This is a genomic window from Paenibacillus sp. OSY-SE, from assembly GCF_000283315.1.
Lineage (GTDB): Bacteria > Bacillota > Bacilli > Paenibacillales > Paenibacillaceae > Paenibacillus_B > Paenibacillus_B profundus.
In genome coordinates this window covers 1-20,861 of sequence record NZ_ALKF01000164.1, presented here as the reverse complement: position 1 = coordinate 20,861, position 20,861 = coordinate 1, and the positions used below count along the sequence as shown (strand labels likewise).

General features: G+C 47.1%; 18 protein-coding genes and 4 pseudogenes. 17 read left to right on the top strand and 5 right to left on the bottom strand.

The genetic code is table 11. The features are described from left to right. The first annotated feature begins 284 nt into the window (after positions 1-284). The 10 genes from A372_RS0108355 (at position 285) to A372_RS0108310 (ending at position 11,280) form a co-directional block, all read left to right on the top strand. Entirely contained in the window at positions 285-1,622 is a 1,338-nt protein-coding gene (locus A372_RS0108355; protein ID WP_019420383.1) for a TrkH family potassium uptake protein, read from the top strand. Positions 1,623-1,995: 373 nt separating this feature from the next. Beyond that, on the top strand, positions 1,996-2,985 hold the full coding sequence (locus tag A372_RS0108350) for a Gfo/Idh/MocA family protein (protein WP_019420382.1): 990 nt from the start codon (positions 1,996-1,998) through the stop codon (positions 2,983-2,985). Between the two features lie 25 nt (positions 2,986-3,010). After that, positions 3,011-3,940 carry an aldo/keto reductase gene (locus A372_RS0108345; RefSeq protein WP_019420381.1) on the top strand — a complete coding sequence of 310 codons (930 nt, stop codon included), beginning with the start codon at positions 3,011-3,013 and terminating at the stop codon, positions 3,938-3,940. A gap of 677 nt (positions 3,941-4,617) precedes the next feature. Further along, a complete protein-coding gene (locus A372_RS0108340; RefSeq protein ID WP_019420380.1) occupies positions 4,618-4,959 on the top strand; it encodes a DMT family transporter in 342 nt (113 codons plus the stop codon). Further along, the gene (locus tag A372_RS0108335) at positions 4,959-5,273 is read left to right on the top strand and encodes a DMT family transporter (protein WP_019420379.1); all 315 of its coding nucleotides are present in this window, start codon (positions 4,959-4,961) and stop codon (positions 5,271-5,273) included. Before A372_RS0108340 ends, A372_RS0108335 begins: the two co-directional genes overlap by 1 nt. Before the next feature lie 171 nt (positions 5,274-5,444). Beyond that, complete coding sequence (locus A372_RS0108330) at positions 5,445-6,020, top strand: TetR/AcrR family transcriptional regulator (RefSeq protein ID WP_019420378.1); 576 nt, start codon at positions 5,445-5,447, stop codon at positions 6,018-6,020. Positions 6,021-6,060: 40 nt separating this feature from the next. Beyond that, positions 6,061-6,234 carry a hypothetical protein gene (locus A372_RS37275; RefSeq protein WP_019420377.1) on the top strand — a complete coding sequence of 58 codons (174 nt, stop codon included), beginning with the start codon at positions 6,061-6,063 and terminating at the stop codon, positions 6,232-6,234. An 80-nt stretch (positions 6,235-6,314) separates the two neighbouring features. Then, on the top strand, positions 6,315-7,274 hold the full coding sequence (locus A372_RS0108320; RefSeq protein ID WP_019420376.1) for a serine hydrolase domain-containing protein: 960 nt from the start codon (positions 6,315-6,317) through the stop codon (positions 7,272-7,274). Positions 7,275-7,610: 336 nt separating this feature from the next. Then, positions 7,611-8,582, top strand: a complete 972-nt coding sequence (locus A372_RS0108315; RefSeq protein WP_019420375.1) for an LCP family protein — start codon at positions 7,611-7,613, stop codon at positions 8,580-8,582. A 202-nt stretch (positions 8,583-8,784) separates the two neighbouring features. After that, a complete protein-coding gene (locus tag A372_RS0108310; RefSeq protein ID WP_019420374.1) occupies positions 8,785-11,280 on the top strand; it encodes a CoA-disulfide reductase in 2,496 nt (831 codons plus the stop codon). Positions 11,281-11,477: 197 nt separating this feature from the next. Here the strand turns inward: A372_RS0108310 and A372_RS33580 are convergent, their stop codons facing one another. Beyond that, positions 11,478-11,753, bottom strand: a complete 276-nt coding sequence (locus tag A372_RS33580) for a GNAT family N-acetyltransferase (RefSeq protein ID WP_019420373.1) — start codon at positions 11,751-11,753, stop codon at positions 11,478-11,480. 62 nt (positions 11,754-11,815) lie between these two features. Between A372_RS33580 and A372_RS0108300 the strand changes: the two genes are divergently transcribed. The 5 genes and pseudogenes from A372_RS0108300 (at position 11,816) to A372_RS37265 (ending at position 16,071) form a co-directional block, all read left to right on the top strand. Continuing rightward, positions 11,816-12,874, top strand: coding sequence for an SMP-30/gluconolactonase/LRE family protein (locus A372_RS0108300; RefSeq protein WP_337483669.1), 1,059 nt, complete (start codon positions 11,816-11,818; stop codon positions 12,872-12,874). Positions 12,875-13,322: 448 nt separating this feature from the next. Beyond that, on the top strand, positions 13,323-14,111 hold the full coding sequence (locus tag A372_RS0108295) for a class I SAM-dependent methyltransferase (RefSeq protein ID WP_019420371.1): 789 nt from the start codon (positions 13,323-13,325) through the stop codon (positions 14,109-14,111). 442 nt (positions 14,112-14,553) lie between these two features. Further along, positions 14,554-15,480, top strand: a complete 927-nt coding sequence (locus A372_RS0108290; RefSeq protein WP_019420370.1) for an aminoglycoside phosphotransferase family protein — start codon at positions 14,554-14,556, stop codon at positions 15,478-15,480. A gap of 159 nt (positions 15,481-15,639) precedes the next feature. Continuing rightward, positions 15,640-15,777 (top strand): annotated as a pseudogene (locus tag A372_RS37905) (NUDIX domain-containing protein); the annotation flags it as partial. 153 nt (positions 15,778-15,930) lie between these two features. Further along, positions 15,931-16,071, top strand: coding sequence for a hypothetical protein (locus A372_RS37265; protein ID WP_019420369.1), 141 nt, complete (start codon positions 15,931-15,933; stop codon positions 16,069-16,071). A 693-nt stretch (positions 16,072-16,764) separates the two neighbouring features. On the opposite strand, the gene A372_RS0108270 is transcribed toward A372_RS37265, so the two are convergent. Both A372_RS0108270 and A372_RS0108265 read right to left on the bottom strand, forming a co-directional pair. Then, positions 16,765-17,178, bottom strand: a complete 414-nt coding sequence (locus A372_RS0108270; protein ID WP_019420367.1) for a type II toxin-antitoxin system HicB family antitoxin — start codon at positions 17,176-17,178, stop codon at positions 16,765-16,767. A 30-nt stretch (positions 17,179-17,208) separates the two neighbouring features. Further along, entirely contained in the window at positions 17,209-17,412 is a 204-nt protein-coding gene (locus tag A372_RS0108265) for a type II toxin-antitoxin system HicA family toxin (RefSeq protein ID WP_019420366.1), read from the bottom strand. Positions 17,413-17,904: 492 nt separating this feature from the next. Here A372_RS0108265 and A372_RS33575 point away from each other — a divergent pair. Together A372_RS33575 and istB are read left to right on the top strand one after the other, a co-directional pair. Next, positions 17,905-19,000 (top strand): annotated as a pseudogene (locus A372_RS33575) (Mu transposase domain-containing protein). Further along, a pseudogene (istB, locus tag A372_RS33570) lies at positions 18,997-19,752 on the top strand (IS21-like element helper ATPase IstB). Before A372_RS33575 ends, istB begins: the two co-directional pseudogenes overlap by 4 nt. 82 nt (positions 19,753-19,834) lie before the next feature. Here istB and A372_RS39510 read toward each other — a convergent pair. Then, positions 19,835-19,936: pseudogene (locus A372_RS39510) on the bottom strand (GrpB family protein); the annotation flags it as partial. A 165-nt stretch (positions 19,937-20,101) separates the two neighbouring features. Continuing rightward, positions 20,102-20,473 (bottom strand): iron chaperone, encoded by a 372-nt coding sequence (locus A372_RS0108250; RefSeq protein ID WP_019420364.1) that lies wholly within the window; start codon positions 20,471-20,473, stop codon positions 20,102-20,104. Between the last annotated feature and the right edge of the window lie 388 nt (positions 20,474-20,861).

The window sequence follows — 20,861 nt, the reverse complement described above, 5'->3', positions numbered from 1 at the left end:
TCAAGTCGGCAATGATTTACATACATCGAACTAATGCCGAACTTATCGCAATATATTGAGAACAATTATCAATTATAACAAAAGAGTCCGCTTGCCAACACCCCTTTGAAATAGGAAAATGTTAATAATTTAAAACGGTCATTTACATACGTTGCTGGAAACGATATACTAGTGAACGTTTTGGTTCAGGTTCGGACAAATGCATTTCATAAAACATACACCAGTAAAGTTGAAATTAGGAGCCGTTCCTTCATGATATAGTTCTATAAAAAGGAGACGTTCACATGACTGCTTGGCGAAAGCGAACGTTGCACTGGACTCCGGCACGCGTGCTGGTGACCGGGTTTCTGTTTATTATTACGATAGGCACAATTTTATTGAAATTACCGATTTCCACCGCACCGGATCATTCCCTCTCGATCGTTGACGCTTTGTTCACGGCAACGTCCGCCGTGTGCGTCACAGGGCTAGTGGTGGTCGATATCGGGACGACCTTCTCTGCGTTCGGACAAGGGGTCATTATTTCACTCGTTCAAATTGGCGGCATCGGCTTCATGTCCGTGGCGCTGCTCTTCTACTTGATGCTCGGCAAGCGGATATCGCTGCGCGAACGATTGATCCTACAGGAATCGATTAACGCGAACAGCATGGAAGGCATCGTGCGCACGATTAAGCGCGTCATCATCTTTGTATTTGTCATTCAAGGCACCGCAACCGTTATTCTCATGCTGCATTGGTCCAGCCATATGTCCTTGACACAAGCGTTCTACTACGCCCTGTTCCATTCCGTGTCCCTCTTTAACAATGGGGGCTTCGATCTGTTTGGGTCAAGCTTTCAGCAGTATGCGGGAGACTTCTTAACGAACTTGATCGCTTTTCTGCTCGTCTTGTCTGGCGGGCTCGGCTTCATCGTGTTGGCGGAGCTGTACGATTATCCGAAGTCGCGCCGGCTGTCGCTCCATTCGAAAGTCGTGCTGTCCATGTCAGCGCTTCTAGTCGTTGTCGGAGCCATATTTATATTCATCTTTGAAGTAACGAACCCGAATACGCTCGGATCGTTAACATGGGACGGCAAGCTGTATGCGTCGTTCTTCCAATCCATTTCCGCGAGATCGTCCGGGACAGCGACGCTTGAAATTGCCGATATGCGGCAAGTGACGCAATTCTTCCTCATCATATTGATGTTTATCGGAGCATCGCCGGGATCGGCCGGCGGCGGAATTAAGACGACGACGTTCGCCATTCTGCTGGCGGCAGTGTATGCCATGCTGCGCGGGCGTGAAGATGCGGTATTGTTCCGCCATCGCCTCGCCAAAGACCAAATCGTGAAGGCGTTGACGATTATTTTCCTAGCGCTGTTCATGGTGCTGTCCGTGTCCATGCTGCTTGCCGTTACAGAGGACGAGCCGTTCATCAGCATATTGTTCGATACAGTGTCCGCCGTAGCCACCGTCGGAATGTCCATGGGATTAACGCCGGAGATGACGCCTTTCGGCAAGCTGGTCATCTGCATGACGATGTTCATCGGACGGATCGGCCCGATGACGCTCGCCTATGCGCTCGGCAACCGCAAGGAGCAATCCTTGTTCCGTTATCCGGAAGGCAAGATTATGATTGGGTAAGGAAAAAATAAAGAGGCAGCAAGCGCCGGTGCGCTGCTGCCTTAGGCTGTTCAGAAACCACATTAAGGCTGAAAACGAAACAAAAAGGGGTGGAGAGTATCCGCTGGAGAGACCTGGCGATCGCCTTTGAATCCGAGTCATCCCCGCATCGTCTCATCCCAATGACTTGGATTCAACAGCGACGGAAGCGGATACGCCCACCATTCTTGTTTCTTTTTCAATTCATTCTGGGTTTCTCATCGGATCGGGGCATTGTCTTTTAGTTTCAAATCGTTATATTCATATGAAAACGCTTCTATAGATTTTGAAGATGCCATCCTCTATAATAGCTGGTGATTAGGGAATCCAAACATTGGCAGGAGGGGAAGACGCTATGGAACAGAAGCTGCGTTGGGGTGTGCTCGGCTGTGCTACTATTGCGATTCACTCGGTTATTCCTGGAATTCGGGCATCAAAGACGGGTGAAGTCGCCGCGATTGCGAGCAGGGATGTTCATAAAGCGCAAGAGAAAGCGGAGCAGTTGGAGATACCGAAGGCATACGGCAGCTATGAGGAGCTGCTGCATGATCCGGATATCGATGCGGTCTACATTCCGCTGCCGAATCATTTGCATTTGGAATGGACGATTCGCGCGGCGGAAGCAGGCAAGCACGTGCTCTGCGAGAAGCCGATTGCGTTAAATGCCGATCAGGCTCGGCGTATGGTCGAGGCGTGCGCCAAGGCTGGCGTGAAGCTGGCCGAAGCATATATGTACCGCCATCATCCCCGCTACGAGCGTATCCGTGAGATTGTCCAGTCCGGTGAAATCGGAACCGTTCGCGGTATACACGGCACGTTCTCCTTCAATAACGCGGGTGACAAAAACAATGTCCGTTATCGCCGCGACTGGGGCGGAGGCTCCATCTATGATGTCGGCTGTTATCCGATAAGCGCTGCCCGATATATTTTGGGCTCGGAACCAGAAGCGGCTACCGTCCATGCTTTTTTGTCGCCGGAGCATGACAATGTCGATATGATGGCTTCGGGATTGATTGAATTTCCGGATTCGGTTGCGCTTACATTTGATTGCGCCATGTGGGCGGCGTTCCGCAACACATTGGAAATATTGGGAACCGACGGCCGGATCGAGGTGCCCTCCGCATTTATCGGCGATCCGAACTTTATCGTACATACGCAAGAAGGACAGCGCGAGGAAGAAATGCCGAAGCTGAATGCGTATGCGCTGCAAGCGGATAATATGGCGCAAGCCATCTGGGGAGAGCAGCCGCTTTTGCTGAATCCGGATGATGCCATTTTGAATATGCAAGTCATTGACGCATGTCTTGCTTCCGCTTATGAGCGCAGACGTGTAGCTATAACCTAAAAATGCGTGGGGAAGGGTGAACCTGATGAAGATGCTGTCCATTGACGGTCTGCCAAAGCCGGTATCGCAGCTCATTATGGGCTCGGATTATTTTTCGCCTGAAGTATATGAATTAGTCAGTAACAACTTAGATTCCTTTACGGACATCGGCGGGAACACGATTGACACAGCATTCATTTATTGCGGGGGCAAGAGCGAGCAAGCGATCGGAATGTGGATGGAGGAGCGGGGCAATCGGGATCAGATCCGTGTCTGGACCAAGGGCGGCCATCCGAACCAGCACGGACCGCAGGTGAATCGTGTTGCTGTTCGGGCGGAGTTGGAGACAAGTCTGGAGCGGCTGCGCACGGACTATATTGATTTGTATGCGTTGCATCGGGACGATCCGGACGTGGAGGTCGGAGCCATCCTTGAAATGTTGAACGAGCTGGTGGAAGAGGGTGAAATTCGTGCTTTCGGCGGCTCCAATTGGACGTGGCAGCGTCTGGAGGAAGCTAATGCGTATGCTGAATCGCACGGGCTGCGCGGCTTCTCGTTCAGCAGTCCGAACCTGAGCTTGGCGAAGGCGCAGGAGCCCTATTGGACCGATTGCATCAGTGCAGATGATGAAACACTCTCCTGGCATAAGCGCTCAGGGCTTCCGATAATGTCCTGGTCATCGCAAGCTCGCGGTTTCTTCACAGGTCGCTTTACGCGTGACGATCGCTCGAACGAGGACCTTGTGCGCGTATTTTATAATGATGCGAACTGGGAACGCTACGATCGCGCTGCTCAACTGGCGGATAAAAAAGGGGTCACGACGATTCAGATAGCACTTGCATATGTGCTTAATCAGCCATTCCCTACTGCCGCGATTATCGGACCGCAAAACCGGTCGGAAATGGAATCGTGCAAAGATGCTGCTGCAATTTCGCTGACTCCGGAAGAAGTGGCTTGGCTCGATCTGAGAGCCTAGGCTGCAAGCGTATCAGGCAAATAAATATAAATAAGCGTATGGAGCAGATCTGAGAATAGGTCTGCTTTTTTCTTTTGGTAAAAAGTAAGATAGGGTCTATCTATGAAATTGCCTGAGTGCAGGGTTCAAGCATTATGTGGCGATCAATCGGTTTTATCCCAATAACTCAGATTGAGCAAGGCGAGGGTCGTCGAAGTGTTCTTTTGTTCACTCTCCCCACCATTCAGATTGTGGAAGGAACAGCTCAGGAATTGAAGGTATCGGTTTATTTGGTGAGATAGGATGGAATTCTGTTCTTTTTAGAGCGGATCTGATCTGATCCTAGCAGTGAAGAGCGATTCACTCTATCAACTGGTGGTTCGATAGATTTTTGTTTACTGAATTAAGGGGATAGTGGACAAAAGGACTTTGTGGAACACTCATAATGATAATGGTTGAATCTAAACCATTTTTATTGGAAAACGAATGTAACCTCTTGACAGTAAGTTCTTTGTGTGAAAAAATCCAATTAACTAATGTTAGTTAGGTTGGCTTAGAAGGGAGTTGTTTACTTTTGAACGGAGGAAGGAAATAAGTTATTGCAGGCATAATATCGCCTTATTGTAGCGCACAATGAGTGAAGGTTGATTTGTTCCATAGTGTAGACAGAAAGGGCAGCGAAGAGGAGAGAAGGAATCATGAATATTCATTGGATTAAAGTGTTTATTGCCGCATTCTTTGAAGTGTTCTGGGTTATCGGTCTGAAGCACGCGTATGATGTGTGGACTTGGAGCGGTACAATTATTGCAATTGTCATAAGCTTCTATGTCATGATTATGGCCGGGAGGAATCTTCCCGTCGGAACGGTCTATGCGGTATTCGTAGGGTTGGGGACGGCAGGTACTGTCTTTGCGGATATCGTGTTCTTCGGCGAACCGTTCAACATGGCCAAGGTGCTCCTTATTCTGCTGCTGTTGTGCGGCGTTATCGGCTTGAAGCTGGTTACGAAGGAGAAAGCAGAGAAAGGAGCTGAATCCTGATGGCATGGGTTAGTTTACTGTTGGCCGGTGTGTTTGAGATGGCAGGTGTTGCCATGATTAATAAATTCCATAAGGAACACACATGGCAATCGGTTGTCTATATGATGGCAGGCTTTGGCGCTAGCTTTGTGTTCTTGGCGCTGGCGATGGAGACGCTGCCGATGGGAACCGCGTATGCGATTTGGACGGGAATCGGCGCTTCTGGGGGGGCCATTCTCGGCATGATTCTGTACGGGGAATCGCGGGAATGGAAACGCATTTTGTTCATCGGCATGGTGCTCGGCGCAGCTGTGGGCTTGAAATTGGTATCATAATTGAAGACACTATTTTCTCAACGGATGTAGTTGCAAGCATCCCCTGCCGGCAAGCGATGCTCATGAAGAGTTCGACATTGCTGCCAGGGGATTTTTTGCTTGACAAACGCCTAAAAGCTATGTAAAAATTTCGTATATAACTAATGTTAGTTAGGCAGCAGGAGGGGGATTATGACCGCGAATCGGATTATAGAGATTGCTTTGGATCATTTTGCGGAGAATGGGTATGAGGGCGCCTCATTGGCTCACATCGCAGAGCAGGTTGGCATCAAGACACCGTCCATTTACGCTCATTTCAAGAGCAAGGATGATTTGTTCTTGAGAGTTATCGAGCAAGCGATTCATGATGAGCTGAAGCTGCTGCGGGAATTTTGCGAACGGAACCGGGATAACACGGTCCAGCATCAGCTATTTGAGCTCATTGCGCAATACAAAGATAGGTATGATAACGACAATAGCGTGAAATTTTTGCTGCGGATGATGTTTTTCCCGCCCGTGTCCTTGCAGGCATTGGTGATGGAGCATATCAACGCTTATTTGGACAAAATGGAGCAAATGCTCGTGACGGTGTTCGAACGGGGGATGGAACGGGCAGAAGTGGCGCAGCTGGACGTGGGGACGGTCACGGCGTCATTCATGTGCCTGCTCGATGGCGTGCTCGTAGAGATGCTATTGGGCGGACCGGTCCGTTTCAAGAAACGTTTGGATGCATCCTGGAAAATATATTGGCTGAGCTTGACCCCATAAGACATTAGAGGCATGGGTACAGCAAGGGAGTGGGAAACAGATGAATGTTCAGTGGTTAAAAGTGTTTGCGGCTGCTATTCATCGGCATGGTGCTCAGCGCGGCTATCGGCCTGAAGCTAGTATCTTAAGCAATTATATGAATATGATGAAATCAAAGCGCTCCGCAACGCTAATCGTTCGGGGCGCTTTTCTCTGCTGCATGACGATACGTTGAAGGAAAATCGCAAGTTGTAAGCGAAATGGTAGGAAATAAACGACTCGTTGTCATCAATCGCAAAAGAGGTGCTCTATAAAATGGAGATCCATACTCATATCGATCAATTTCTAATCGAGCAAGGCTTTAACGGTTCGTTCTTATTTGCCTATGAAGGCAGCGTTCGCCTGTGCAAAGGCTATGGCTGGGCGGATATGGAGCAGAAGCGGCCGAACGATAAGCATACCATATTTAAAATCGCTTCGATTGGGAAACAGTTCACGGCAGCCGCCATTATGCTCCTGCAGCAGCGGGGCCAGCTTGACGCACAGGATGCGTTGGCGCATTACGTTCCAGAACTGCCGGGACTCGGTCCTGTGACGCTTCATCAGCTTCTGACTCATGCGGCTGGATTGGACGAGGATGTTCATGTAAATTGGGATGTCGATGAAGATTTGGAACCTCTTCGTCTTGAGGCGATGGATAGGATAGCCCCAACCCATAAGGTAGGCAGCTTTCATTACAGCAATTTCGGTTACGCCTTGCTCGGACTCATCGTTGAAAGAGCATCAGGTCGAAAATATGAAACTTTTATTCACGAGGAGCTATTCCTGCCCCTTCATATGGAGCGGACGGGAGGACATCTCGCTTCCTACCTTGCGGAAAAAAATCGGGCAATCGGATATACGGAGGGCAAAGCGGCATGGAAGCAGGATATCCCCAGCTACAACAGCGCCGGCAGCATTCTCTATTCCACGGTAAAGGATTTATATCGATGGGAGAGAGCGTTTCATGCCACGCAGCTAATCGGAAGCGAAGGAGTACGCGCGATGTTCACGCCCCATGTCGCCATTGATAACGAGCGGGGATACGGATATGGCTGGATGATATATTCCGAGCGCCGGAATACGGCTTATCATAATGGAAGCTTGGTGGGATTCCGCTCCACGTTATACCGGAATACGGATAAAGATGCTGTATTGATTGCGCTGAGCAATCTGGGCGATACCGGTCTGGAGCCGATCGAACGCTTGAAGCAGGACATCACAAGCTGGTTGTGATAACAAGGGTGGCATTCATCGGTGAATGGTTGTTGGGTGAAATGAACGGGATGCCGTTCGATAGCGTTAGATATCAATTAAGCCGGTCGTGGGACATGCCCTATGACTGGTTTTTCTTTTCATGCTCTACGGTTCGCGGTTGAGGTCGGAGTAGAGCAGATCGACTGCTTCATCCATGGAAGAGTGAGGATTTAATGGAGAAAACTTATAAAGGAGAGCAAAAACAATGTCGAAACTAACCAAAAAATACCATATATGACAATTAGGATGTGGAAAAGTGTTCCTTCTTCAAGTAAAGTGTAATGAGATTTTAAAAATTTGAAGGAAGGAGCGGCTATGAGAAAATATAAAAAATGGGGAATCGTACTGCTGACAGTGGTCATTCTTGCAATTGGAGGCTTTCTCTTTCGCAAGCAGCTTGCGGTTCTTGCATTCGACATGTTCCTGTCCGAGCGGGTAGAGAAGACGCTGGAACAAACGTACAAACCGATTATCGGAAAAATAGAAGTCATCCGCGAAGAGAACACTCCATTCTCCCTACTGCTGCTGGGCATTGACCAACGTGACAAAGAGGCAGGCCGTTCAGATTCAATCATCTACTCCATCGTGCGGCCCAAAGAGAATCGAATTCTGCTCTTGTCTATCCCGAGGGATGCCTATGCGGAGCTCGTCGGAAAGGACATACAGGATAAAATCGCACACGCATATGCGTTCGGAGAGGCGAAAATGAGCGTGGAGAGTGTAGAGAACTTGCTTCAGCATCCGGTAAATCATTATGCAGCAATCAACTTCACAGGGTTCAAAGATGTGGTTGACGCGCTCGATGGTGTTAAATTGCCGATAACACAAGACATTGTCAATAAACATTGGAGCCATGATAAATTCAGAATCGAAGCGAACAAGCCGATTTACAACGGGCTGGAGGCATTGAATTATGTGCGATATCGCGAGGATTCGGATATGAATCGAACGATGCGGAACCGCATCTTTTTGCAGGCCGTCATGGAGCGTGCGGTTGAGCTCGACAAAATCGGCCGAATTCCTGAGCTCATGGAAATTGCGGGCGACAACTTCACGACCGATATGCTCCCCAAGGATATGATTGATCTGGCGAAGTCGATTATTGCGAAAGACAGCCTCCCTGCATTCAGCAGCTATATGCTGGATGGCGAAGGCGCGATGATTAATGGAGTATGGTACTACATGCTCGATGATGAAGACCTGCAATATGCACGGCAGTTGATCGAGAATTGGCTCGATCCGACGGTGGACTCCGAGAGATTAATGGAGCCGAAGGAAAAAGCATAATCAATATTCATGCTGTACTTATTAACATACATACAGACTATACTGCACGGCAAATGTGTGGGCTGCACCGCTTTCTTAGGAAGGCGGTGTTTTTTTATGTGTGGAGTATGCTGCTGTTTTACGCCGCCATTCCCGATTTGACGGATCATCAACGATGTTATAATATACCCCTATGGGTATATAAATGGAGAGGATGATCTTAATGTCGAACCAGAAGAAAATTGTTATCGTTGGCGGGGTCGCCGGAGGTGCAACCGCTGCAGCGAGATTGCGGCGCTTGGATGAAACGTCCCATATTGTGCTGTTCGAGCGGGGTGAACATATTTCATTCGCGAACTGCGGACTGCCTTACCATATAGGCAATGTCATTCCGAAGCGTGAATCGCTGCTCGTGCAGACGGCGGAAGGGATGTCGAAGAAGTTCAATCTCGATATCCGGCCATTGAACGAGGTAACAGGTATCGATCGTGAGCGCAAGGTTGTCACTGTACGCAATGTGAAGACAGGGGAGAACTACGAGGAATCGTATGACGAGTTAATTCTATCACCGGGAGCAAAGCCGATTGTGCCGCCAGTTGAAGGCTTGAGCGAGGCGAAGTATGTATTTACGCTGCGCAATATTCCGGATACCGATCGAATCAAACAATTCGTGGATGAAGCAGGACCGAAGCAAGCCCTTATCGTAGGCGGCGGCTTTATCGGCTTGGAGATGGCTGAGAATTTGCACCTGCGCGGTATTCAAGTCACCATCGTTGAGATGGCGGACCAGGTGATGGCGCCGCTGGATCCGGAAATGGCGGCGATCGTGCACCAGCATTTGCGGGACAAAGGAGTTCGGCTCATTTTGAACGACGGACTGTCGTCTTTTATGGAGGAAGGCCGCAAGGTTAAGCTGGGGAGCGGCAGAACATTGGAGACAGACATGACGATTCTGTCGATTGGCGTGCGTCCCGAAAATGAGTTGGCGAAAGCTGCGGGATTGGCGCTTGGCAGCCGTGGCGGCATTATGGTCAATGAGCAGCTGCGTACGGAAGATCCGCATATTTGGGCCATTGGCGATGCGATCGAAGTGAAGGATTATATTCAACAGACGCCGGCAATGATTCCACTGGCGTGGCCGGCCAATCGGCAGGGGAGACTGGTAGCGGATCATATCTACGGGAAGGGGCGGCCTTATCGGGGGACATTGGGCACGTCCGTCGCGAAAGTGTTCGACTTGACCGTAGCGGTGACGGGCAATAATGAGAAGACATTGAAGCGGCTTGAGGCTGCATACGAAGCGGTACACATCCATCCGGCTTCTCATGCCAGTTACTATCCGGGCGGATTTCCGGTATCGCTAAAGATGACGTTCAACAAGGAGACGGGGGAAATCTACGGTGTGCAGGGCGTCGGCATGAACGGTGTGGAGAAGCGGATTGACGTGATCGCGACCGCCATTAAAGGCAAGCTGACGGTGCATGATCTGCCGGATCTGGAGCTTGCTTATGCGCCGCCGTATTCTTCGGCGAAAGATCCAGTGAATATGCTCGGCTATGTCGCTTCCAATGTGGCGGACGGCGTGCTGGACGTCGTTCATTACGACCACATCGACGAGCTCATTCGAAATGGCGCGACATTGGTCGATGTGCGCGAGCCGGTCGAACGCGAGTCCGGATTCATTGCGGGCTCGATCAACATTCCGCTCGGGGAGCTGCGCTCTCGTCTGCACGATCTGCCGGGCAGCGAGCCGATCTATGTCAGCTGCCAAGTCGGGCTGCGCGGTTACTTGGCTGCGCGAATTTTGGAGCAGAATGGCTTCAAGGCGATCAATTTGAGCGGCGGATATAAGACGTACTCGATGTACTTCGGGAAGCAATCGCCGGAAGAGGCACAGGGACAGCACGGGCCCGGCTCATCCACGTCGCAGGCTGCTTCCGATACAGAGCCTCCGCAGCTTGAATTCAGCGGCGAGCTGCAATCCCGTTATCAATTAGATGTGTGCGGGCTGCAGTGCCCGGGCCCGATTAGCCAAGTATATCAAGTGATGCAGAAGGCGGAGGAAGGAGACGTAATCGAGGTGTCCGTTACTGATCCGGCGTTTCCACAGGATATTGCGGCTTGGTGCGGCAAGACAGGGAACATGCTGCTGAAGCAAGTGATGGAGAAAGACAACATCCGCGTCTGGCTGCAGAAGGGCCGGTCCGCCGAGAGTCAGGCTGCGGCCTCTAGCAGCGAACCGGAGGGGGAGAAAGGCGCGACGCTCGTCGTATTCAATCAAGATTTGGACAAAGCGATTGCTTCCTTCATTATTGCGACCGGAGCTGCATCGATGGGGAAGAAGGTAACGATGTTTTTCACCTTCTGGGGGCTGAATATATTGCGCAAGGCGAATGCGCCACGATTGGATAAAGACTTTATGGATCGGATGTTCGGGAAAATGATGCCGCAAGGACCGGACGCGCTGCCGATCTCCAATATGAATATGGCAGGAATGGGCGCACAAATGATTAAGCGTGTTATGAAAAAGAAGAACGTGGATAGTCTTGAGACGCTAATGCGCAATGCGATGGATCTCGGCGTGGAGCTGGTGGCATGCTCCATGTCGATGGATGTGATGGGCATCCAGGCGGAAGAGATGATCGACGGTGTCACGATCGGCGGAGTCGCCACATATTTGGGCAAGGCAGAAGACGCCAACCTGAACCTGTTCGTATAGCGGTCTATTTAATCTAACGGTACAGTTGGTATAGAGGCAGAGGGACAGCCGCGGATGATGTTCACTGGCTGCGAAGCTCGCATCGGAGGATGCGGGCTTTTTCCATTAATCCCATTTTCTCAAAACAATTAATAAGAACTTTTTCATCTATTCTATTCACAAAGTAATATTTCTCTTGGTAAATTGCTCGGATTATTTCACTGATTTCTTTTCATACAGTCTTCTTTTTCTGCTTCTGTATGTGCTATTTCTTGTGTTTCTGTTTCCAAGATTATTGCACTTAACGAATCATATCCAGCTGCAGCAGCATCTTTATGTAATAATTCTTCTAATTTCGATAATGTTTTCGCCCCAAGCCCTCTACTTCGTACAAAAGGATTAGTAACTATGTAAACTATAAATCCTGAATTTACTTCAGCGAAGTAGTGTCCTGTTGCAAACGAAACAAGCTGTTCTCCTTCAAAGCCTAACATTATCTATTCCTTGTCCAATTAACCTGTTATTTAGTTGATAGAGCAGGCGGGTGAAATGATGTATAGCGTCAGCGCTGCTCGGCGGACCGCTGGCGCTCGTGCGCGACGGCGACGTTATCGAGCTCGATATCGCTGCGCGCCGGCTGCATCTAGACGTGCCGGAGGAAGAGCTTGCCCGACGGGTGACGCTGTGCAGCATTGCATGTTATAGTCGAATGACAGTTGGCAAAAAAGGAGAGATGGGGATGCAAGCGGAACTGGTCGTTGACCGCCAAGCGATATTAGGAGAAGGGCCCGTATGGGACGAGCGGCTGCAGCGGCTGTATTGGGTCGATATTACTGGTCAATTCGTGTTTCACTGGAGCCCGCGCGAGGAAGAGGTGCAGGCGATTCAAATGGAGCAGATGGTCGGCGCCGTTGCCTTGACGGAGGTGGATGATACGCTGCTGCTTGCGCTGCGGAACGGGTTGTACGTCTACCATATGGAGACGGGACAAACGGAGCTGTGCGCTCGTCCTGAGGAGACGCAAGATGAATCCATCCGCTTCAACGACGGAAAATGCGATCCGGCAGGTCGTTTTCTGGCTGGCACGATGAGTAAGATTGGGAAGCCGCAGGCGGGTAAGCTGTACCAGCTCGAGCGGAATGGACAACTGAGCACGCTGCTTGACGGGGTGTCGACATCGAACGGCCTTGCTTGGAGTCAAGATCACCGCACTTTTTATTATATCGATACGCCGACGCTGCAGGTGAGGGCATGGGATTATGAGGTGGAGTCAGGCAACATTAGCAATCCACGAGCGGTCATCACCTTTGCGCCAGAGCAAGGGTACCCGGACGGCATGACCATCGATACCGAAGGCATGCTCTGGATCGCGCATTGGGGCGGTGGCGGCGTGTCGCGTTGGGATCCGCATACGGGACGCCAGGTAGGTTTCGTAGCGGTGCCAGCGTCGCACGTAACCTCGTGCTCTTTTGGCGGGCGGGATCTGAACGAGCTGTATATAACGACAGCGCGGGAAGGCTTGAGCGAAGCACAGCTGCAAGCCGAGCCTCATGCAGGCAGCTTGTTCCGCATCGTAACGGATGTTCAGGGGATGCCGACATTTCGCTATGGATAATACATCGGCATGAACAGGGGCAGTGAGTGCTGCTTCGTATCGTGACGAATGTTGCAGAGGATGCCTGCAATCCGCTCCTGATGCGCCGCTAGGGCATGGGAGATGGAATGCTGTTCTTTGATGGTGGGTTGGCAGATATGGATGCAGAGATGGCTTGTCTTGATGGCGGGCTGTCTTTTTTTGATCGGGGATAATGATACAGGGATATGGCCTTCAAGGGAGGGCGTTAGTGGGAGAAGAGATTAGTTGTGCAGTGAACTGTTTTCTAGGGGTAATGAGTTACGTACGGGTCTGGCGAATGTATCCGTCACTTGGTGCTTTTGGCCACTCTCCCAAATGCTCAGAGAAGGGAATGTATGTGAGTTAATCGGCATGATTGAGGAATATATTGTGTATCCATGTTGGTATGTCTTATAATGTAAACTCATGACTCATAGGAGGTGTTTTATTGTACCCGAAGTTATCAGATCCAAAGACCCACAAGGATTGGTTATCTCCCCACTCTTTTGCGTGGTACGCTCAGATCGGCAAATTGACAGGGAAGTATTCTTATCCATGGAATTCCACGATTACGGAGCCTAATGGTGAGGCTCTGTTTACAAATGAAGTGTCGCAAATGGTTCGGAATAAAATTGTGCTGGACGTTGGATGCGGTCATGGAGACTTCACTATTCAATGGAGTCCGATAGTTAACAGAATCATAGGTTTGGATGTTACAAGCGACTTCATCATAGCGGGTAGCAATCGCACCCTTTCAAATGTGTCATTTGTTACAGGCAATACAAGAGACAGACTACCGTTTGATGCTGGGGAATTTGATTGCGTTTACAATCGCAGAGGCCCAACTTCAGCTTATGTAGATATAAGCAGGGTTGTGAAGAAGGGCGGACAAATACTTGGTCTCCACCCAGGCGATCGATTATCGGCTGAGCTGCCGCAACTATTCCCCAATCTTTTCGAACCGCATTCTGAAGGAGCTCCCATTTTAGATAAAATCAAAAATAAGCTTGAAGCAGGTGCGCTGGAGCACGCTGAGGTTGAAACCGTGACCAGTATTCAATATTTACATGAGCCTATGGATGTTGTTAAAGTTCGTTGCTTTGGTCAAACGCCTTCCGTATTTGATATGGTAATCAATGAATGCATGTCTGAAATAGAAAGGATATTTCATGAACATGCCACCGAAAGAGGCTTGCCGACAACATTTGAACATTACATTGTTCGCGCTGCGGTTTAAGTTGCCTCAATCTCAATGAGAGTACTGATATTTGTAAATGAGCGTTTTACAATAAAAGAGGTTGTAATATCCTGTAAACCATTTATAATGGAAACAAATAAAAGAAATGGCGGGATTAGTGCTTTGATGATGAGCACGTTTCTGACAATGGTTATCGGTTAATCTTTTAACTGAATAGCACATGAACTGGACTGCGAACCTTACTCTGTATTACGGTGAGGTAATTTTGTAATGTCACGGTTCATCCTTACTTGTCATGAACCATATTATCATCATTGCTATTGTTTACATTGCTGCGATAGACATGCGTCTATTTGTGGTGATCGTTTACGAAAGGCCGTGGGTGAACTATGTTCATTCCACGGCTTTTTTCTATTCTCATCAAGGTGTGCGCTTCTCTTTTATTTCATTAATATGACTAACTAATAGGGGTTGAAGCGAAATGAGCCATGCCAAGCCAAGTTTAACAATTACGGATGTCCACGCGGTACTAGAGCGTCACTGGAGACAATCTGCTGAGAATGTCAGTGCAGTCGAAGGCGGAAATTTCAGCAGTGTCTTTTCATTTAAGATCGAACATCGCGATTATGTCATCCGCTTCAGCGATGCAGTGGATGCGTTTCAAACGGAGCATTATGTTGCCGATATACTCTCTTCTCAGGATGTGCTTTATCCGAAGACATTCGGACGAGGAGAAGAGGGGCCATTTAAGTATTGCATCTTAGAGCGGATTAAGGGCAGTGTCGTGGCTGACCTGCAGGCAAAGCAGAAGATTGAACTGCTCCCCGATCTGGTCCGCGTCATTACCGATATGAACCAGATTCAACTGGATAGCACGACGACCGGCTTTGGTCCTCTGATACCCTCGGGCAATGGAGCGTATGATGCTTGGGAGAGCTTTATAAAGGCATTTTATGAGGAAAATCAAACGGGGACCTTCTGGGAAAATTGGCATGAGCTGTTCCGGACAAGCTGCTTGGAAAGGGATGTCTTTAACGAAATTTATGCCCGTCTACTAACTTTTAGCAAATATAACTCTCCTCATCGCTATTTTGTACATGGTGATTGCCATGAATGGAACATTCTATCCGATGGCCGAAGCATAACCGGGATCATTGACGGCAACTGCATGTACGGTGATTTTCTTATTGATATCGCCACGGTCGAGGGTGCAATTCCGGATAAGGATGTCGCACAAGCTTTCCGCATTCACTATGAAAAGAAGGAATCACCGATTTCTTGTTTTAACGAACGGTTGATTGGTGCCCGTTACTTCAAAGGACTGGACGGATTACGCTTCTTTGCGAAAATGGGCTGGGATCACGCTTACGTAGAGCTGCGCGACCGCTTATTATCGATAACACACTAAATGACTGCTAAAAATCAATATTTGAAAGGGCTTAGGTACTATGAATAGAAGAAGGTAGCAGAGAAATTTTAAAATATAAAACTTGGGGAGCATATGTGAAAAAGGAAACTTAAAAATGTGTATAAAGTTAAAAAATGCTTTTATTGAAATAAAAAACATCCGCCTGGACGTATTGAACACAAAGAAAACATTCTCTATTCTGCTTGTAGGGAAGTAAAAGAAGAAACAGGATTGGATGTGAAACTTACTGGCACAACTGGTACATATAACTTTATCAGGAGTACAAATAATCAAGTGAGCGGCTCGGTCTCAGTCTAGCAGTCGCAAATGTTTATTACTTATCAAGCCGTCATTCCTGCGGATGAACGAAAGTTGAACGATGAAATATTCAGAAAAAGGAGTTATCTTCCGATATTTGTATGTGATTGCTTGTGAAGGGAGATAGGATAGATGAATCATCAATTCGATTACCGTATGGAAAAAGCGTTAACAGAAGCAATTGTCACTAAAATTGAGGAGAGTATATGGAAGCCTGCCAGTCGTAATAGTCAAGGTGAAATGGTGCTTCTTCCGAACCGTGGACTTGCCTGAACGGTGTGGATGGGTCTGTCAAGATTTTTGTGGCTATTGTTATTGTGGATCAGTTCACTGCAGAACCAATCGAGCCATCTCTGCCATATGGCGCGGCGGCTACAGTTCTACTTACCGGATTCTGTGCGCTGTTTATGAAACGTACCAAAGCAGTTGTCGATGAAACGACGATTCGGGTCCATACCATGTTCGGGATACAGAAGATTCAATTCTCGGACATACAGAAGATAACAGTCAGGAATTTTCCTGCGAGATTCATCCTGTATGGTCCCCATTCGGGTTACCGTGTGAAAATGCCCTCCGCATACACGGGAACCGGGGAATTCATTTCGCTGCTCTACAAAAAATCGGCTATGAAAAAAGTGTTCCTGCCATTGTTAATAGGGATATGAGAAAAGAGAGTTCAAGCGATAAGCCCACGCGCCGAATGCAGCCGCATGAACGGATTTTCTAGGAATTACATCGATTTCTTGAATAATAATTTATTCAGCAACCATTTTGCTAGTCAGGATAACCGTTTTATTATACAATCTGGATGAACGACCAATCAGTTTTAGGGGATGAATCACATTGGCCAGACTTCATAAGCAAATACGATTTGTACTGCCAAGGGAAATTAAGCAGCTAACATAACGATTGAATTAAGCACCTGCAGGGGTGCTTTTTTTGTTATCTATAAAAGAAAAAGACTCCTCATGAAGAGAAGTCTTTAACACCGAGTTTCTGCTTAAGTGCATCCTGCAGCGTCTGGGAGAAATTAATCCCTTCCTCTGCAGCTGCATCGTTCAGCCATTTCGGGATCGTGAGTGTTTTGTTCACGGCCTTATTGCGAATACGCTCGCGGACGAAATCTGTATTAGCTTGGATGAGAGACACAAATTCACCGGCTTCCAATTGGATAACGTCTGGTTTCGACGGCTGAGGAATATCATCGTTGTCATCTTCCATGAGGTAAAGGTGTCCACCAAGGGCATCCTTCGCCATGTATAGGGCTTCGTCGAGAGTGTCACCCTCGGTTACACAGCCCGGAAGGTCAGGAAATGTGACAGTGAAGCCGCCTTCGTCTGGCTCGCCGGGAGAGAATACAGCTGGGTAAATGTACTTCATATATGTTAACCTCCTTGGGAGAGGCAGGGCTTAAATTAGTCCCGCCTGCTCAAAGATACTTTTTATTGTCTTACGTTTAAGATTTTTCTTGGGGTGTGCAACAGTTACTTTACCCGATTTGGTTGGATGTTTGAAGTGCCAGTGGTCACCTTCTGTATTTTTATGTACCCAACCATCTGCTTTTATTATCTTGATGATTTCTCTTGATGAGTATGCTTTATCAAGGTTGACCATATTGACCTCCTTTCCAATTTCATTATAACACATGTAATAACACGTGTAAATAGGAATTACAAATGTTTTTACACGTGTTGATTGTTTGTGGAAATTGAACGAAGATTTTTCATCCCATACAAAAGCCACCTAATATATAAGACGCTAAAATAGCACGGAGAATAAACCCGGGCATGGTCGCCAGCGGCTCTCCATTTCTCCGGTGGAAACCGTGCTGCGTCTACTTACTATGTTAATTCATAACCTTTCTCCTATATAGCCGCTCCTTCGGGGGCGGCCAATTACTTTACGGAATAACTTAGACGAGTGTAAACTTAAGGAAATACACTACTAAGGGTGGCGAAAAGAGTGAGTAATGTTGATGGATTGGTAACATTCAGCCAAAGAGTAGACGATTTTACAAATGCTAGTCTAAACATGTACAGAAATGCTTGAATAAGAATGTTCAGATTTGACGAGATGAACCATACTTGTCTCAAGGGAGAGATGAGTATGTATATCACGTTGAATGTTCAATCAAATATGGAAATCCGCAGTTTACTAGACTTACCAAAACTCAAATCATTAATGGAGAATCTCAATATGAAAATCAATAAAAGTCAGTTAGCTAGAGAACTGGGTGTGGATCGTCGAACCATTCAGAAATACCTAGATGGGTATACGAGAGCAGATCACGAGACAAAGGCTCGAAGATTGATGAGTATTATGAAATCACTGCTGCACTTCTATCCATAGACAGCAAGCAAGTGTTTTACTACAAGCGAGTATTATGGCAATACCTTACGGACAACCATGGACTGCAATGTTCAGCGTCTGCATTCAGAGCTTACATTGCCCGTAAACCTGAATTTGAAGCCTACTTTAAGCATGGACAGCGAATGCCATCACCACAGGGAACGATTCGGTTCGAGACAGATCCAGGTGTGCAGGCCCAGTTAGACTGGAAAGAAAGCATTCCCTTTGAAACGAAGGGCGGAGAGAAAGTTGAAGTGAATGTAGCTGTACTGCTGCTCTCGTATTCTCGGTTCAGGGTGTATCACATGAGCGTATCTAAATCACAAAGCGTGCTGCTATCTTTCTTAACGGAGGCCTTTGATACCATTGGTGGCGTGCCTCATGAGATTCTTACAGACAACATGAAGACCGTCATGGACGACATTCAAACGCTATGTGATCGAGTAAATCAATCGTTCCATCAAGGAACGGGAAAAGTGCCAGTTCTAGCCCTAGAAAAGGAAAAGAACTCCTTACACCCGTTACCAGCGGAGCGTATAAGAAGTTCCTATCGCATACATCATAAGCTTGTAAAGATCAATGCATCGAACATGATCTCCTACCAATCCAGACAATACTCAGTTCCTGCTGGGTATCAAGGAAAAACGGTGGGAATACAAGTTTATGACAACCATTTATATGCTTATTATAACATGGAACTTTTGGTTCGCCATCCTATTGGTGAAGCAATATTAAATTATACCGAGGAGCATTACAGAGAGAACTTAAGTTAAGGCAGTCTATGCCAAGATATCCCGACATTGATGACTTAGCGAAAAAGAATCTTCAAGCGATTGGAGGTGCGTTTGAATGACTTTAACCTCCTACCAGCAAGCTGTTCGTAACTTAGAATACCTGAAACTGAAGCAGATGCAGGCACATTTAAATGAAGTGGTGGACTTTAGTATTCGCAACCAGATGCCATTCATGGACACACTTGTGAAGCTTACAAGCTATGAGATAGACGTGCGTGAGCAGAACATGATTCATGCCATGGTCAAGGTCGGTGCCTTTCCCCATTTTAAGGAACTCTCAGATTTTGACTTTAGCTTCCAGTCTTCTGTGAATAGAGAGCAAATACTGGACTTTACAAGCCTACGCTTTATTGAAGGCAACGAGAACATTGTGTTCTTAGGCCCAAGTGGGGTAGGGAAAACTCACTTAGCGACATCGATTGGGATTGCAGCAGCAAAGAAACGAACGAGCACCTACTTTATTAAATGTCACGATCTGATCCAGAATCTTAAGCGTGCCATGTTAGAAAACCGACTAGAAGCAAGATTGAAGCATTATACGAAATACAAGCTGCTCATTATTGATGAGATAGGCTATCTTCCAATTGAGCCTGAAGATGCCAAACTATTCTTCCAGCTCATTGATATGCGCTATGAGAAGCGAAGCACCATCTTCACGACCAATGTTAACTTCAGATCATAGGATGAAGTGTTTCGTGAGCCGAAACTGGCTAATGCTATTTTAGATCGGATTCTGCATCATGCAACTGTCGTTACTATTGTAGGTGAATCTTACCGATTGAAGGATCATTTTGACCATGAGGACAAGTGATTTTGTACATACTTAAACAAGCGAAAGTGTACATGTTTACGTTGACATTTGTACTCAGCGACCGCCTCTGAATTGGTACGTAATAATTTCGAAATGCTATATGTTTAGCTAATTTTTCACTATCCTTATCACACACGTATAAATGGTGTTCAATCCAGTTTGTATTACTACCATCCCACGGAACTAATGTGTAAGAGGGTTCGGGATGAGCGAATTCATCAACTCCTTAAATTCCCTTCGGTCAGACATTTGCCGTTGACGAATGCCACGTTTTTCTTTCCGCTGCACATTTGACTTTTGCCGAAAGAAAATAAAGCAACCAAAAAAGTGGTTGCTTATACGCTCATAATTATTTCCGCCAAAAAGTTGAACAGTCTGCCTTATCCAAAATATTAAACTCGATCATTTTCTCAAGTAATGAGAAATCAACCGGACTATCCCACTGGATACGTACCAACTGCTTGGTGTGATCATAGCCAGCCTGCACAATTTCATCAGAAAAATGATTAATCCCTGCCGTTTCAGGGGCAACAGCCAAATGATGTTTGGCTACGCTAAAGCCAATAATAAATGTGCCGTGATCGGTAAACATAGGCTGATTCCACGCAATTTTTGGCATTAAATTTGGAAATTTCTTAGTTACCCAAGCCAAAACTTCTTCCGTTCGGGACCGATGTTGCGGGTTATCAATATGCGCTAAATATTCTGCAAAAACTTCCATGTTGTTCCCTCCTAAAATAAAAATTATGTCGTTCAGAGAAATTCCTCAAACCCAACTATTAAATAATGTACATGAACGTTTATGGAGATACTTTTAATTCAAATATAAAGTCTGGATTGTTAAAAGCTTTATCGCTCGTATCCAGCAGCATTGGGGATACAAACATTTATCATCACCTTTAACCATTTTATCAGTAGATAAACCTTATATGTTGTAGTAAGTTTTTCTATTGATAATCGAACGTATATTCGCATATGATAAGAACGATTGTTCGATGTGAGGATGATGTCGATGGAAAAGAAGCGCAAACGGGTAGTAATGTTCGTTGACTTATCAAGACTATAATAAGAAGTAACGTATTTATCGTTATTAACTCAACTTTCGCAGC